The organism is Actinacidiphila sp. bgisy160, from assembly GCF_057707815.1.
Genome location: NZ_JBYIQW010000007.1, coordinates 44,439 through 59,220, shown reverse-complemented (window position 1 = coordinate 59,220; position 14,782 = coordinate 44,439). Strand labels below are relative to the sequence as shown.

15 protein-coding genes are annotated in these 14,782 nt (G+C 73.7%); 3 read left to right on the top strand and 12 right to left on the bottom strand.

Annotated elements, in window-relative coordinates; translation table 11 throughout:
• Positions 1 to 131 precede the first annotated feature (131 nt).
• From pheT to infC, 7 genes are all read right to left on the bottom strand, one after another.
• Positions 132 to 2,633, bottom strand: coding sequence for a phenylalanine--tRNA ligase subunit beta (gene pheT / locus AC3EUJ_RS08985; protein ID WP_431960500.1), 2,502 nt, complete (start codon positions 2,631 to 2,633; stop codon positions 132 to 134).
• Positions 2,633 to 3,766, bottom strand: a complete 1,134-nt coding sequence (gene pheS, locus AC3EUJ_RS08980; RefSeq protein WP_431960499.1) for a phenylalanine--tRNA ligase subunit alpha — start codon at positions 3,764 to 3,766, stop codon at positions 2,633 to 2,635. The genes pheT and pheS overlap by 1 nt, the downstream gene beginning before the upstream one ends.
• Before the next feature lie 135 nt (positions 3,767 to 3,901).
• Positions 3,902 to 5,026: a sensor histidine kinase gene (locus AC3EUJ_RS08975; RefSeq protein WP_431960498.1), complete on the bottom strand. Its 1,125-nt coding sequence runs from the start codon at positions 5,024 to 5,026 to the stop codon at positions 3,902 to 3,904.
• Positions 5,027 to 5,071: 45 nt separating this feature from the next.
• Positions 5,072 to 5,905 carry a TrmH family RNA methyltransferase gene (locus tag AC3EUJ_RS08970; protein WP_431960496.1) on the bottom strand — a complete coding sequence of 278 codons (834 nt, stop codon included), beginning with the start codon at positions 5,903 to 5,905 and terminating at the stop codon, positions 5,072 to 5,074.
• Between the two features lie 108 nt (positions 5,906 to 6,013).
• Positions 6,014 to 6,397, bottom strand: coding sequence for a 50S ribosomal protein L20 (gene rplT / locus AC3EUJ_RS08965; protein ID WP_018564305.1), 384 nt, complete (start codon positions 6,395 to 6,397; stop codon positions 6,014 to 6,016).
• 100 nt (positions 6,398 to 6,497) lie between these two features.
• Positions 6,498 to 6,692 carry a 50S ribosomal protein L35 gene (gene rpmI / locus AC3EUJ_RS08960; RefSeq protein ID WP_018564306.1) on the bottom strand — a complete coding sequence of 65 codons (195 nt, stop codon included), beginning with the start codon at positions 6,690 to 6,692 and terminating at the stop codon, positions 6,498 to 6,500.
• 119 nt (positions 6,693 to 6,811) lie between these two features.
• Positions 6,812 to 7,480 (bottom strand): translation initiation factor IF-3, encoded by a 669-nt coding sequence (gene infC / locus AC3EUJ_RS08955; RefSeq protein ID WP_431960636.1) that lies wholly within the window; start codon positions 7,478 to 7,480, stop codon positions 6,812 to 6,814.
• 337 nt (positions 7,481 to 7,817) lie between these two features.
• Here infC and AC3EUJ_RS08950 point away from each other — a divergent pair, with 337 nt between their 5' ends.
• Positions 7,818 to 8,195: a DUF1844 domain-containing protein gene (locus AC3EUJ_RS08950; RefSeq protein ID WP_431960495.1), complete on the top strand. Its 378-nt coding sequence runs from the start codon at positions 7,818 to 7,820 to the stop codon at positions 8,193 to 8,195.
• Between the two features lie 41 nt (positions 8,196 to 8,236).
• On the opposite strand, the gene AC3EUJ_RS08945 is transcribed toward AC3EUJ_RS08950, so the two are convergent.
• Complete coding sequence (locus tag AC3EUJ_RS08945) at positions 8,237 to 8,971, bottom strand: SseB family protein (protein WP_431960494.1); 735 nt, start codon at positions 8,969 to 8,971, stop codon at positions 8,237 to 8,239.
• 18 nt (positions 8,972 to 8,989) lie between these two features.
• On the opposite strand from AC3EUJ_RS08945, the gene AC3EUJ_RS08940 reads away from it, so the two are divergent.
• On the top strand, positions 8,990 to 9,211 hold the full coding sequence (locus tag AC3EUJ_RS08940) for a hypothetical protein (RefSeq protein WP_431960493.1): 222 nt from the start codon (positions 8,990 to 8,992) through the stop codon (positions 9,209 to 9,211).
• Here AC3EUJ_RS08940 and mycP read toward each other — a convergent pair.
• A complete protein-coding gene (mycP, locus tag AC3EUJ_RS08935) occupies positions 9,177 to 10,370 on the bottom strand; it encodes a type VII secretion-associated serine protease mycosin (protein ID WP_431960492.1) in 1,194 nt (397 codons plus the stop codon). The genes AC3EUJ_RS08940 and mycP overlap by 35 nt on opposite strands.
• Positions 10,367 to 11,590: a hypothetical protein gene (locus AC3EUJ_RS08930; RefSeq protein WP_431960491.1), complete on the bottom strand. Its 1,224-nt coding sequence runs from the start codon at positions 11,588 to 11,590 to the stop codon at positions 10,367 to 10,369. Before AC3EUJ_RS08930 ends, mycP begins: the two co-directional genes overlap by 4 nt.
• Positions 11,591 to 11,737: 147 nt before the next feature.
• On the opposite strand from AC3EUJ_RS08930, the gene AC3EUJ_RS08925 reads away from it, so the two are divergent.
• Positions 11,738 to 12,940, top strand: coding sequence for an amino acid deaminase/aldolase (locus AC3EUJ_RS08925; RefSeq protein WP_431960490.1), 1,203 nt, complete (start codon positions 11,738 to 11,740; stop codon positions 12,938 to 12,940).
• 57 nt (positions 12,941 to 12,997) lie between these two features.
• Here AC3EUJ_RS08925 and AC3EUJ_RS08920 read toward each other — a convergent pair whose 3' ends face one another.
• Together AC3EUJ_RS08920 and AC3EUJ_RS08915 are read right to left on the bottom strand one after the other, a co-directional pair.
• Positions 12,998 to 13,933, bottom strand: a complete 936-nt coding sequence (locus tag AC3EUJ_RS08920) for a DUF2510 domain-containing protein (protein WP_431960635.1) — start codon at positions 13,931 to 13,933, stop codon at positions 12,998 to 13,000.
• A 53-nt stretch (positions 13,934 to 13,986) separates the two neighbouring features.
• The gene (locus tag AC3EUJ_RS08915) at positions 13,987 to 14,775 is read right to left on the bottom strand and encodes a 3-oxoacyl-ACP reductase (RefSeq protein WP_431960489.1); all 789 of its coding nucleotides are present in this window, start codon (positions 14,773 to 14,775) and stop codon (positions 13,987 to 13,989) included.
• Positions 14,776 to 14,782: the final 7 nt, after the last annotated feature.

The following is a 14,782-nucleotide window of genomic DNA, read 5'->3' as shown; positions in this document are numbered from 1 at the left end:
GCGACTGCGCGCGACGAACCGGATACCCAGTGGAGCCACTTCACCCGATCGGACTACGTGACCGGCGGGAAACGCCTGTGGGGCGCCCCCGGCGGACCGGGGGCGCCCCACAGGAACGCGACGCGCGGGCGTCAGGCGCCGCGCAGGGCCGCTCCGGTGTGCTCGGCCGCGGCGGCGACGGCCGCGTCACGGGCCGCGGAGGCCTCCTCCGCGGTGAGCGTGCGGTCCGGGGCGCGGAAGCGCAGGCTGTACGCCAGCGACTTCTTGCCCGCACCGATCTGCTCACCGGTGAAGATGTCGAACAGCCGCAGCGATTCGAGCAGTTCGCCGGCGCCGGAGCGCAGGGCGCCCTCGACCTCGGCGGCCGGTACGGAGGCGTCCACGACCAGGGCGACGTCCTGGGTGGCCACCGGGAAGGTGGACACTCGGGGCGCGACGACCGGGCCGCCGGCGGCCCGCTCCAGGCGGTCGAGGTCGATCTCCATGGCGGAGGTGCGCTCCGGCAGGTGCAGCGCCTTGGTCACCCGGGGGTGCAGCTCGCCGGCGTTGCCGACCAGCACCTCCTCGCCCTCGACGACCGCGAGGAGCGCGGCGCAGCGCCCGGGGTGGAAGGGTGCCTGCTGGTCCTGGCGGACGATCAGCTCGACGCCCGCCTCGCCGGCGACGACCCGTCCGGCCTCGATCGCGTCGGCCCACTGCGCGGGACGGCCCTGGCCCCACCAGCCGGCCTGCTCACGACCGCCGGCCAGGACGACCGCGACGCGCCGCGGCTGCCGCGGCAGGGATGCGTCGAGCGCGGCGATCTCGGCGTCGGTCGGGCGCCGGTCGACCGGCAGCCGCGGCGGCGCGGGCTCCTCGCCGCTGGGGCGGAAGACCAGGCCGGTCTCGAAGAGCGCGAGGTCGTGCGCGCCGCGGCCGACGTTGCGGCGCAGGGCGGCGAGCAGGCCGGGCAGCATGGTCGTGCGGAGCGCGGGCTCCTCGTCGGACAGCGGGTTGGCCAGCTTGACGGTGATGCGGCGCGGGTCGTCCGCGTCGAGGCCGAGCTGGTCGAAGACGGCCTCGCCGAGGAACGGGTAGTTCTGCACCTCGACGTAGCCGGCCCCGGCGAGCGCCCGGCCGACCCGGCGGCGCAGCTTCTGCGACTCGGTCAGACCGCGGCCGGAGGGCAGTTTCGGCAGGGTGGAGGGCAGGTTCTCATAGCCCTCCAGCCGGATGACCTCCTCGGCGAGGTCGTTGGGGTCGCGCAGGTCGGGGCGCCACGACGGCACGGTGACGATCAGCTCGTCGGCGCCGTAGACGTCGCAGCCGACCTGCTGCAGCCGGCGCACCACGGTCTCGCGGCCGTACGCCATGCCCGCCACCTTGTCCGGGTGGTCGGCGGGGATGGTGATCGTGTGCGGCGCGGAGGGCGCGATGACCTCGGTGACGCCGGCCTCGGCGGTGCCGCCCGCGAGCAGCACCAGCAGGTCGACGGTGCGCTGCGCGGCGGCGGCCGCGGCCTGCGGGTCCACGCCGCGCTCGAAGCGCTTGGACGCCTCGGAGGACAGCTTGTGCCGGCGCGCGGTGCGGGCGATGGCGACCGGGTCGAAGTGCGCGGCCTCGATGACGACGTCGGTCGTCGAGGCGCCGGTGTCGTCGATCTCGGTGTTGGCGCCGCCCATGACCCCGGCCAGGCCGATCGGCCCGCGGTTGTCGGTGATCACCAGGTCCTCCGGGTCGAGGACGCGGACCTGGCCGTCGAGCGTGGTCAGCTTCTCGCCCGGCTGGGCCCGGCGGACGCCGATGGCGCCCTCGATGCGGTGCCGGTCGTACGCGTGCAGGGGCTGGCCCAGCTCCAGCATCACGTAGTTGGTGACGTCCACGGCGAGCGAGATCGGCCGCATGCCGGCCTTCTGCAGCCTGCGCTGCAGCCAGATCGGCGAGCCGGCCTCCGGGTCCAGTCCGGTGACGGTGCGCGCGGTGAAGCGGTCGCAGCCGACCGGGTCGGCGACCTTCACCTCGTAGCCGTAGGAGTTCGGGCCGGGCACGTCGAGCAGCGCCGGGTCGCGCAGCGGCAGACCGTAGGCGATGGCGGCCTCGCGGGCGACGCCCCGCATCGACAGGCAGTAGCCGCGGTCCGGGGTGACCGCGATGTCGAGCACCTCGTCGACCAGCTCCAGCAGCTCGACGGCGTCGGTGCCGGCCTCGTGCTCCGGCGGCAGGACGATGATGCCGTCGTGGTCGTCGCCCATGCCGAGCTCGCGGGCGGAGCAGATCATGCCGTGCGAGTTGCGGCCGTAGGTCTTGCGCGCGGAGATCTCGAAGTTCCCGGGCAGGACGCCACCGGGGAGGATGACGACGACCTTGTCGCCGACGGCGAAGTTGGTCGCGCCGCAGACGATCTCCTGCGGCTCGCCGGTGCCGTTGGCGGTGCCGACGTCGACGGTGCAGAAGCGGATCGGCTTCTTGAACCCGGTCAGCTCCTCGATGGTGAGCACCTTGCCCACCACCAGCGGGCCCTTGAGCCCGGCGCCGAGCTGCTCGACGGTCTCGACCTCGAGGCCGGCGGAAATGAGCTTGGCCTGGACGTCGCGGCCGGACTCGCCGGCGGGCAGGTCGACGTACTCCCGCAGCCAAGAAAGCGGGACCCGCATCAGATCTCCATCCCGAACGGAAGGGTGAAGCGCACGTCACCCTCGACGATGTCTCGCATGTCCTCGACGTTGTGACGGAACATCAGCATGCGCTCGATGCCGAAGCCGAAGGCGAAACCGCTGTACTTCTCCGGGTCGACGCCGCAGGCGGTGAGCACCCGGGGGTTGACCATGCCGCAGCCGCCGAGCTCGATCCAGCCCTCGCTGCCGCAGGTGCGGCAGGGACGGTCCGGGTTGCCGACGGACTCGCCGCGGCAGACGTAGCAGACCATGTCCATCTCGGCGGACGGCTCGGTGAAGGGGAAGTAGTTGGGGCGCAGCCGGGTCGTGATGTCCTCACCGAAGAGCGACTGGACCATGTGGTCCAGGGTGCCCTTGAGGTCCGCCATGGTCAGGCCCTCGTCCACGGCGAGCAGCTCGACCTGGTTGAACACCGGGGTGTGCGTGGCGTCCAGCTCGTCCGAGCGGTAGACCCGGCCGGGGCAGATCACGTAGACCGGCGGCTCGCGGTCGAGCAGCGAGCGGATCTGCACCGGGGAGGTGTGCGTGCGCAGCACGACACCGCTCTCCTCCGGGGCGGAGCCGGCGGGCTTGTCGCCCTCGACGAAGAACGTGTCCTGCATGGTGCGGGCCGGGTGGTCCGCCCAGATGTTGAGGGCGTCGAAGTTGAACCACTCGGCCTCGACCTCGGGGCCCTCGGCCACCTCGTAGCCCATGGCCACGAAGATGTCCTCGATGCGCTCGGAGAGCGTGGTCAGCGGGTGCCGGGCGCCGCGCGGGGCGCGGTCGTACGGCAGGGTGACGTCCACCGCCTCCTCGACCAGCACACGCTCGTCGCGCTCGTTCTCCAGCACCTCCTGCCGGGCCTTGAGCGCCTGGTTGACCGCGCCGCGGGCCTGGCCGACGCGCTTGCCGGCCTCCGCCTTCGCGTGCGGCGGCAGCGCGCCGATCTCACGGTTGGCCAGGGCGAGCGGCGAGCGGTCCCCGGTGTGGGCCACCTTGACCTCGCGCAGCGCGTCAAGGTCGGCGGCCTCGGCGATCGCGGCGAGCGCCTCGTCGCGCCGGCGCTCGATCTCTTCCGGTTTCAGTGCCTCGACCTCGACAGGGTCGTACGACTTGTTCGGTGCCGACATTTCTTCCCGTTCCGATGTGGGTGATGGCGTGGCCGACCTGCCTGCCCGACCGCTGAATGCCAAGGGTCGAGTCTATCGGGGCCACGGGGAGCGGCTGGTCACGCCCGTCGGGGCCGGTGGATCACCACGCGATGCTCAGGCCGTGAAGGCCGGCGCCCCGACGGGCAGGATAAATCGGAACTGGGCGCCCTTGCCGGGCGCGCGGCCCACGGTGATCGTGCCGCCGTGGGCCTCGACGATGCCCTTGACGATGTACAGCCCCAGGCCCGTGCCACCGCGTTTGCTGCCCCGCCAGAAGCGGGTGAAGACGCGGTTCATGGACTCCTCCGGGATGCCGGGGCCCTCGTCGCTCACGGTCACTGCCGTTCCGGACCATCCGCGCTCGCGCGGCGACGACGAGGGTGCTACGTCAATGGTGACAGTTCCCTCGCCGTGGCGCACGGCGTTTTCCAGCAGGTTGCCCAGGATCTGGTCGACCTTGTCGGGGTCGGCCCACAGCGAGGGCAGTGACTGCGTCACCCGTACGGCGAAGCGGTCCGCGGGCTGTCCGGCGGCGACGAGGGCGTCCACGTGGCGCCGCACCGCGGCGGCGATGTCGACCGGCTGGCGGCGTACCTCCAGGCGGCCGGAGTCGATGCGGGAGATGTCGAGCAGCTCGGCGATCAGCCGGGTGACGCGGCCCGCGTCGGCGTGCACGGTCTCCAGCATGAGCTTCTTCTGGTCCTCGGTGAAGCGTTCCCACTTTGCCAGCAGGGTGGCGGTGAAGCCCTTCACGGAGGTGAGCGGGGAGCGCAGCTCGTGCGCGACGGTGGCGATCAGCTCGGCATGGCTGCGCTCGGTGCGCCGCCGCGCCTCGGTGCCGCGCAGCGCGACGACCAGCCGGCGCACCGGGCCGGTGGGGTCGTCGCGGACGTACCTGGCGGAGACCAGCACCTCGCGGCCGCCGGGGAGCAGCAGGTTACGCTCGGGCTGCCCGGTGCGGGTGGCCAGGCCCTCGTAGGGGTCGGTGAGCTGCCACCAGCGGCGTCCGTCCAGGTCCTCCAGGGGAAGTGCCTGCTCGATGGGGCGGCCGACGACGTCGGCGGGGTCGAGCGCGGTGATCCGGGCGGCGGCCGCGTTGAAGCAGAGCACGAGGCCGTGCTCGTCGGCGACGACGAGGCCGTCCGGGAGCTCGTCGGGTGTGATGCCGAAGTGGGTCAGGACAGTCGGCCAGCCCTCCGGCGCGCTCGGCGGCGTGCCGCCGGTCGTCCTGACGTCCATCCCCGTAACCCCCTCTCCAGGGCGGTCCCCGAGGGCGTCACATTACTAGCTCATGGTTACCGTGCGGCACCCTCCGGGAGCGCGCTGCGCGCGGGCGGAGGCGTAGAGGCACACGGCGGCTGCCGTGGCGAGGTTGAGGCTCTCGGCACGACCGTGGATGGGCACGCGCACCACCTCGTCCGCGAGTGCGCGGGTCTCCTCCGGCAGGCCCCAGGCCTCGTTGCCGAAGATCCAGGCGGTGGGGCCGCCCATCGTGCCCTCGTCCAGTTCGGCGTCCAGGTCGCGCTCCCCCGCGCCGTCGGCGGCGAGCAGCCGTACGCCGGCCCCGCGCAGGCCGTCGACCACGGTCTCCATGGGGACGCCGACGGCGACGGGAAGGTGGAAGAGACTGCCGACGGACGCCCGGACGGCCTTGGGGTTGTACAGGTCGACGGAGGCGTCGGTGAGGACGACCGCCTCCGCCCCGGCGGCGTCCGCGCAGCGCAGCACGGTGCCGGCGTTGCCGGGGTCGCGCACGTGGGCCAGCACGGCGACGAGCTTCGGCCGGGCGCGCAGGACCTCCTCGAACGGGGTGTCCAGGAAGCGGCACAGGCCGATGACACCCTGCGGGGTGACGGTGTCCGACATCTCGGCGACGACCTCGTCGGTCGCGGTGAACACGGGCACCCGGGCGGCGCGGGCCGCGGCGACGATGTCGGCGTGCCGGGCGGCGGCCTCGGGGGTGACGTAGACCTCGACCAGGTGGGCCATGGCCTCGCGCACGGCCTGCGGGCCCTCGGCGAGGAAGCGCCGCTCCTTGCCGCGGAAGCTGCGCCTGGCCAGCCGCCGGGCGGCCACGACGCGGGGGGATCGCAGGGAGGTCAGCTCGGGGCCGGGCATGGGGGTGCACTCACTTCGGTCGGGGTCCGGCCGGACGCGCGGCGCGGCGCTCCGGAACACAGCACGGACCCGCAGGCACACGGGCCTGCGGGTCCGGAAGAGCGTGGGTCAGGCCGCCTTGGGGGCGTTGACGTCGCTCGGCAGGGCCTTCTGGGCCACCTCGACCAGCGCGGCGAACGCGTTGGCGTCGTTCACGGCCAGCTCGGCAAGGATCTTGCGGTCCACCTCGACGTTGGCGGCCTTCAGACCCTGGATGAAGCGGTTGTAGGTGATGCCGTTGGCGCGGGCAGCGGCGTTGATGCGCTGGATCCACAGCTGACGGAAGTCGCCCTTGCGCTTCTTGCGGTCGTTGTAGTTGTAGACGAGGGAGTGGGTGACCTGCTCCTTCGCCTTGCGGTACAGGCGGGAACGCTGGCCGCGGTAACCGCTGGCCTGCTCGAGGATCGCCCGGCGCTTCTTCTGGGCGTTGACTGCCCGCTTGACGCGTGCCACTAGATAACTCCTTCTGGGGGGCCGTGGGGGTGCTCACACGGCCCGAAAACGAATGGGTCCCGGTCCAGCATCGCGCCCCCTGGTCGAAGGGGGCGTGCCGTCACTTGCCGAGAAGCTTCTTGATCTTCTTGGCGTCGGGCTTGGCCAGGACGACAGTGCCGGTGAGGGCACGGGTCTTCGTCGACGGCTTGTGCTCAAGCAGGTGGCGCTTGCCGGCGCGCTCGCGGATCACCTTGCCGGAGCCGGTGATCTTGAATCGCTTGCTCGCACCGCTGTGGGTCTTGTTCTTCGGCATGCGCCGTAGTCTCCTCGTCGCTGGCCCTCCCGTCCGCCCTGGAGCGGACGGAGAGCGTCAGTCCTTCATTGCGTTACCCGGAGCGGGACTCCGGGTCCTGGCAACGCCGTCAGACGGCGTCAGCTGGCGTCGGCGGGAGCGTCCTGCTCGTGCTCCTGCTCCTGCTCATCGGGGTCCTTCGGCAGGCGACCGGCCTTGCGGGCGGCCTGCGCCTCGCGGGCCTCGGCCATCGCCTCGGTCTTCTTCTTGTGCGGACCGAGAACCATGATCATGTTGCGGCCGTCCTGCTTCGGCGAGGACTCCACGAAGCCCAGGTCCTGGACGTCGTCGGCAAGCCGCTGCAGCAGTCGGAAACCCAGCTCCGGGCGCGACTGCTCACGACCGCGGAACATGATCGTGATCTTGACCTTGTCGCCCTGCTTGAGGAACCGGACGACATGACCCTTCTTGGTGTCATAGTCGTGCGGATCGATCTTCGGCCGGAGCTTCATCTCCTTGATGACCGTGTGCGCCTGGTTCTTGCGCGCCTCACGGGCCTTCATGGCCGACTCGTACTTGAACTTGCCGTAGTCCATGAGCTTGCAGACCGGCGGACGTGCGGTCGCCGCCACCTCGACCAGGTCGAGGTCGTACTCCTGCGCAAGCTCCAGTGCCTTGGCAAGCGGCACGATGCCGACCTGCTCGCCACTGGGACCGACGAGTCGCACCTCGGGGACGCGAATCCGGTCGTTGATGCGGGGCTCGGCGCTGATGGGGCCTCCTCGGTAGCACCACGCGACTGACTGGATTGACAGCCGCGTAACGTCTGAAACTTGGTCCGGCCCGTGAGGAGGCGTGAAAAACGCCCCGTACGGGTCACAGGCGGATGCTCCTCACAACCGGGAGCACCGCCGCGGAATTCCCGCGGGGCGCGTCGGGAGCCGCGTCCTCGTCCGGGGACACGGCACCTGACCGGTGACCCGCCGGCCTGCTGGGGCCGGCTAGGTGGGAGATCGGAGCCTCCACTTGTGGGCTGGAGCGCTCCGTTTCCATGACGTCCACGGGGTGTCCAGCCGGTCGATCGTCAAGCATACCAGTCTCCGCCCGCAGACCGTAATCGGCCGACGTGGCCCTATCGTGTGAGGTATGAGTGACGCCAGCCCCCAGCACGAGTCCCCCTCCGCCGACCGCCCCGACTTCGACACGCTGACCCGCGACATCGCGGACGTCCCGGCGGTCGAGGTGATCACCACGGTCGCGGTGCACCTGATGAGCGCGGCGGCGGTGAACCTCGGCCTCGCGGAGGACGGCGAGCGGCACAAGGACCTCGACGAGGCACGCAAGCTGATCACCGCGCTGGCCGGCCTGGTCACCGCCGGCGCGACCGAGATCGGCTCCTACCACGCCGCTCCGCTGCGGGACGGACTGAAGTCGCTGCAGCTCGCCTTCCGCGAGGAGTCCGTCGTCCCCGACGCGCCGGGCGAGGGCCCGGGCGAGAAGTTCACCGGCCCCGTCCACGGCTAGGACCCCGCCCCGCGACGGCGCCGCCCCGACGGGCGGCGCCGTCAGCGCGTGAAGAGCGGTTCGCCGGGGAGCCGGGTGTCAGCGGGGAGCAGCGCCAGCTCGATGCCGCGTACGAGCGCGCCGCGCAGCACCTCGTCCGCCGCGAGCGTCGCCGAGACGCGCTGCGCGACCTGACGCACGTCGGCGCCCGGGTCCAGGACCAGTCCCAGGGTGCCGTCGGAGCCGGCGGAGGGGACGAGGTGCGCACGGACCACCTCCGGCGCCGTCCTGACCGCGGCCCGCAGCGCCTCGCGGACCGCGGGGTCGGACAGCGGGTCCGCGCCCGCCCGGCCCGAGGCGACGGCGCGCAGCGCGGCGCCGTTCAGGGCGTACGGCACGGGCCCGGCCAGGTCGATCAGGAGGGTGTCGGCCTCCTCGTGCGCCAGCGCCTGCAGTGCCTGGCCCAGCGGCACGGCGACCGGCCGCGCGTCCGGCCGCCAGCGCGCGAGGGCCTCGGTGGAGGTGAACGCGGGCAGCGCCTTGCGCCCGTCGGCCGCCTGGATGGTGGGCACCGCCATGTCGCTGGTCTTCTCGCGGCGCAGCCCGTCCGGGCCCTCCTCGACCTCGCCGAGCAGCGCCACCACCGGCACCAGGAAGCGCGCGCCCGGAAGGGCCGCCAGTACGCCGGGTTCGGCCGACGGGTCGGCGTCGTACGCGGCGAGCGCCGCCGTGAGCCGGGGGTCGGCGGTGCCGTCGTCGTCGGAGAAGCCGGGGTCGGGGATGTTCTTGAGAGCCACCTCCCGAGGGTATCGGGGATGCCGGGCGGCGATTTCCTCGGCCGGCCGCAGCGGAGTACGACCGGGCTGTGGGACATCAACAGCGTCGGGCGGGTCCGGGCGGGCGGCCGGACCTACCCGGTCGCCGTGGTGTCGCGCGGCAGTACGACCCAGGCCGCGGGTATCACGCTGGTGGAACGGGCCGGACGCGCGGCGGTGGACGCGTTCAGCCGCTCCGCTGGCCGCTCGGGGAGTTCCTGAGCCGGGGCCGCAGCCACAACAGGGCCGCCGCCGCGACCAGTCCGGTGCCGGCGATCACGAAGGCCACGGCGATGCCGTCGCCCAGGGCGTCGCCGTCGGCGGCCGCGGCCGCCTTGGGCGCGTCGGGACCGGCACCGAAGTACTTGCGCGTGTAGGGGACGGCGCTGGGCACGGTGCCCTCGGGCTTGAGCTTCGCCGCCGCCTTCAGCGCGGCCTCGGGGTCCACCAGGCCGTGACCGACGGCGTCGTCGCGGCCGCCCGCCGGGGTGCCCCGGGCGGTGTCCTCCAGCAGCCGCTTCACCTGGGCGGGGCTGAGCCGGGGGTAGGCGGCGCGGACGAGCGCGGCGGTGCCCGACGCATAGGCGGAGGCGGTGCTGGTGCCCCAGCCCTCGTAGTAACGGCGGCTGGGGTCGGCGATCACGACGTCGACACCGGGCGCGGCGACCGTCGCGTACCAGCGGCGGGTGGAGAAGGCGGCGCGGGAGCCGTAGCGGTCGACGGCCGCCACCGCGATGACGCCCGGGTACGCCGCGGGATAGGACACCCGGTTGCCCTGCTCGCCGCCGTTGCCCGCGGAGGCGACGACGACCACGCCCTTGCGGAGGGCGTACTGGATCGCCTCGTCCTCCTGCGCCTCGGGGTGGGCGGTGCGGCTGTCGTCGCCGAGGGAGAGGTTGATGACGTCGGCGCCGTGGTCGGCGGCCCAGCGGATGCCGTCGGCCAGCGCGCTGCCGCGCGTGGTGCGGGCCTTCTTCCGCTGCGGGTCCTTGTCCTCCAGGATCACCCGCACCGGCAGGATCCTGGCCTCCGGGGCGATGCCCAGCACACCCTCGGAACCCCCGGGGCCGTGGCCGTGGCCGGCGATGATCCCGGCCATGCCGGTGCCGTGCCGGGCCCAGGCGGGGTCACCGCGGCGGGCCCCGAAGCCGACCATGTCCTTGCCCTCGAGGACCTGCCCGGTCAGATCCGGGTGGGTGCCGTCCACACCGGTGTCGAGGACGGCGACGGTGACGCCCGCGCCCTTCGTCCGCTGCCACGCCTCCTGCGCGTGCAGGGCGTCAAGCGCCCAGTCCGCGTCGCGTACGGCGTCGGCGTGAGCCGGAAGGACGGGCAGCAGGGCGAGGGCCGCGGCGGCCATGCCGGTGGCCAGCCGCCTCATCCCGCACCTCCCGTCGGGCCGGCGGTCAGCGAGCGCGCGGCGCTGTGGGCCCGGCTGTCGACGGCGTCGGCCAGGGCATCGGCCTCGTGGCCCAGTCCGGCCTGGGCGGGCGCGGCCGTGGCGCCCGCGGTGACAGCCGAGGCGGCGGGCTGCGGAACGGCGATCTCGCGGTCGTCGGCGAAGCCGCTCACCGCGTACACGACGACGGGCAGGTCGGCGGCGACCGTGACCGTCCAGCTGGCGCGCTGGCGGTTGCCGAAACCGGCCGAGACGGTGCCCGGGAAGGCGACCGGACGGGGCATCAGATCGGCGCGGGCGCCGAGGCGTTCGGTTCTCCAGCGGTCGCGCAGCTTGCGCATCGTGGGGGCGTCGGCCTTGGTGACGAGCAGTCCGACCGTGGTCACGGCGCTCGACGTCGCGTCGGTGTAGGTGGCCCGCAGCAGCTTCACGCAGCCCGCGGGGCGCAGCACCCTCGCGAGCAGCGGGTCGAAGGCCTCCCGGCAGTCGCCGGCCGGAGCCACGCCGATCCGCGTCCAGGTGCGTTCGGCGCCTCCCGGGCCGAGGCCCTCGCCGTGCAGGGTGGGCGGGAAGAGCGTGTCGACGGGCGTGCTGTGCCACAGTCCGCGGGCGAGCGCGAAGTCGCGCCTGCTCGCCTCGGCCGCCGTGGGGGTGGGCGCGGCCGGGTCGTGGTTGATCCACACCCCGGCACCGGCGCCGCCGAGCAGGCCGAGGCCCAGCACCAGGCACAGGGCGGCGGCGGCCGTCCGGGGCCGCACCTGGGCGGCGTGCGAGGGCGCCTGCGACGGCCGGGGAGGGTACGGGGGCGGCGCGGAGGGCGGCGCGGGCGAGGACCAGGCCGCGGCCGGCGCATGCCGGGGCGCGGGCGGCATCCCGGGAACGGCGGCGGGCGGCGGGGGCGGTACGGGGCCGGCGGGGTAGGCGACGCCGACGGGGCCCCGCTCGCCCGCGGGCCGCGGGTGCGGGGGCGCCGGCATGGGGGGCGTCCCGTACAGCTCCTGGGGCAGCCCGCCCTCCGGTTCGCCGGCCGCGGGCGGGCCCGCGGCGGCCCACGGCGCGGACGTCCTGCCGGGGGCGGCGGTGGCGGCCCAGTGGGCCGGGGCGGAGGTGTGCGGGGCGGTGCCCGGGGGAGGCGGTATCGGGCGCGGAGGGGACCAGCTCGGCCGGGGGGTCGCTCCCCCGCTGTCGAAACCGGCGCTCACCCGGTGCCCCCTCACGGCCGCACGGCGGTCGGCCCGTTCACACAATGGACTGCGGCGTCACTCTACTGGGCGCGGCGACGTCACGACGTGTCAGTACGGATCACTTGCCCCTACCGCTCGGTAAGGGCATTCTGGCAAGCTTCGCGCATGTCTGATCGCGGAGCAGCTCGCGCCCGGTACGACCGGGCCACCGCCCACCTCGACGCGCCGGTGGCGATCGTGGACCTGGAGGCGTTCGACGCCAACGCGGACGACCTGGTCCGCAGGGCGGGCGGCAAACCGGTCCGGGTCGCGTCCAAGTCGGTGCGCTGCCGCGCGCTCCTGGAGCGGGTGCTGGAGCGGGACGGCTTCGAGGGGATCATGTCGTTCACCCTCGCCGAGTCGCTGTGGCTGGCACGCTCGGGCTTCGACGACGTCCTGCTGGCGTACCCGTCGGCGGATCGTTCCTGCTACGCGGAGCTGGCCGCGGACCCGAAGCTGGCGGCCGCGGTGACGGTCATGGTCGACGACGTGGCGCAGCTCGACCTCATCGACTCCTCGCGCGCGGGCGGCTCCGAGATCGTCCGGGTCTGCCTGGAACTGGACACCTCGCTGAAGATGCTGGGGGGCCGGCTCCGCATCGGGGCGCTGCGCTCCCCGCTCCACCAGCCGGACCAGATGGCCGCGCTGGCCCGCGAGGTGTCCCGGCGGCCCGGGTTCAGGCTGGTGGGGATCATGGCGTACGAGGGCCATGTGGCCGGCGTCGGGGACGCGGTCACCGGCCGGCCGCTGCGCTCGCGCGCGGTGCGGCTGATGCAGGCGACGGCCCGCCGGGAGCTGGCGGCGCGGCGCGCGGAGGTCGTACGGGCGGTGCGGGAGGTGGCGCCCGGACTGGAGTTCGTCAACGGCGGCGGTACGGGCAGCGTGCAGAGCACGGCGGCCGAGGACGCGGTGACCGAGATCGCCGCCGGGTCGGGCCTGTACGTGCCGCGGCTGTTCGACAACTACACCTCCTTCCGGGGCCGTCCGGCGGCGCTGTTCGCGCAGCCCGTGGTGCGGCGCCCGGGCGTGGGCGTCGTCACCGTCCTCGGCGGCGGCTACCCGGCCTCGGGCGCGGCGGGCCGGGACCGGCTACCGGTGCCGCACCTGCCGGAGGGGCTGCGCTACGACCCCCAGGAGGGGCCGGGCGAGGTGCAGACGCCGCTGATCGGGACGGCCGCCGACGACCTGCTGATCGGCGACAAGGTGTGGTTCCGGCACGCCAAGGCCGGCGAACTGTGCGAGCGCTTCGACACGCTGCAACTCATCGAGGGAGACCGGGTGGTGCGGGCCGTGCCGACCTACCGCGGCGAGGGCAAGACGTTCCTTTGACGCGCGGGCACCCCGGCCGGCGGACCGGACCGGGGCGCCCTCGTGCGGGGACGGGGGTCACACGCCGGTGCCGCCCGCGGAGCCCGAGGCCTTGATGCCCTTGGTGATCTCGTCCATCACGGCGAGGCCGGGCGCCTTGGGGTTGACGTCGAAGCCGTAGCGGACCAGCACGAGCTTGCCGGGGTCCTTGGGCGAGGGGAAGACCAGCGACTGCACGTGGCCGTCGTCGCCGTTCTTCGTCACGACCTTCCAGCGGACGTAGTAGCCCTTCTGCCCGGCCACGGTGACCGCGCCGGAGCCGGTCACCTCGTGCGAGGTGATGGCGCCGTAGATCTCGTCGCCGTAGGACTCCGCGGCGTTCCTGGCGATGTCCTCGGTCGCGGCGGCCTTCGGGGTGGTCGCCTTGATGCCCGCGGCGTAGGCGGGCTCCGTGGTGACGCCGCCGCGCACGCAGGTGCGGGAGGAGTCGCCGGGGCAGGCGTAGGGGCCGACGGTCAGGGCGGCACGGCCGTAGCGGTCCGTCGTGCCCTGCCAGCCGTCCGGCACCGGGACGCTGATGCCGTCGAGGGCGTCCACGGCGAAGCCCGGCTCGCTGTCGGGCGCCGGGGAGGGGCCGCCGCCGGGACCGCCGTCCGGGCCGCCGTCGCCGGAGTCGGGGTGGGGCGCGGACGCCGAGGGGCCGGGGGCCGCCGCGGGCGCGTCACCGCCGCGGTTCAGCGCGACGACGCCGCCGATCACCGCGCCCACCACCACGAGCGCGGCGACGACGGCTATCGCGATCACACCACCGCGCCGCCCGCCGCCGCCCCCGCCGGACAGGACGTCGGCGGGGTACGGCGGGGCGCCCGGCGTGCCGGGCGCACCGAACGCGGGGGCGGGGGGCTGGGCGGTGCGGGTGTACTCGGTCCACTCGGTCCCGTCCCACCAGCGCTCCAGAGCGGGCCCGTTGCCTGTCTGCCCGGGTTCTGGGTACCAGCCGGGCGGGGTCGTCATGGTCACGGCGTCACCCTAAGGCCCGGGCCTTAAGATTCCCGTCAGTCAGCCGGTCACAGAGGGGTCACGTACGCCCCCGCGATGCCCCCGTCCACCAGGAACTCCGCTCCTGTGATGAAGGACGCGTCGTCGCTGGCGAGGAAGGCGACGGCCGCGGCGATCTCCTCCGCCTCCGCGAAGCGGCCCACCGGGATGTGGACCAGGCGCCGCGCGGCGCGCTCCGGGTCCTTGGCGAACAGCTCCCGCAGCAGCGGGGTGTTCACCGGCCCCGGGCACAGCGCGTTGACGCGGATGCCCTCCCGGGCGAACTGCACGCCCAGTTCGCGGGACATCGCCAGCACGCCGCCCTTGGACGCCGTGTACGAGATCTGCGAGGTCGCCGCGCCCATGACGGCCACGAAGCTCGCGGTGTTGATGATCGAGCCCTTGCCCTGGCGCCGCATGTAGGGCAGCGCCGCCTTGCAGCACAGGTACACCGACGTGAGGTTGACCTCCTGGACGCGGCGCCAGGCGTCGATGCCGGTGGTGAGGATCGAGTCGTCGTCGGGGGGCGAGATGCCCGCGTTGTTGAAGGCGACGTCGACCGAGCCGTAGGTGTCGTACGCCGCCTGGAACAGCGCCTCCACCTGTTCGGCGTCGGTCACGTCGACCTCGAAGAACAGGCCGCCGGCCTCCTCGGCGGCCGCCTTGCCCGCGGCCTCGTCGATGTCGGCGCACACGACGTTCGCGCCCTCGGAGGCGAGCCGCCGCGCCGCGGCGAGCCCGATGCCGCTGCCGGCGCCGGTGACCACCGCCGTCCGGCCCACCAGGCGGCGGCACACCACTGCTTCTGCTTGCGTCATTGCCGGG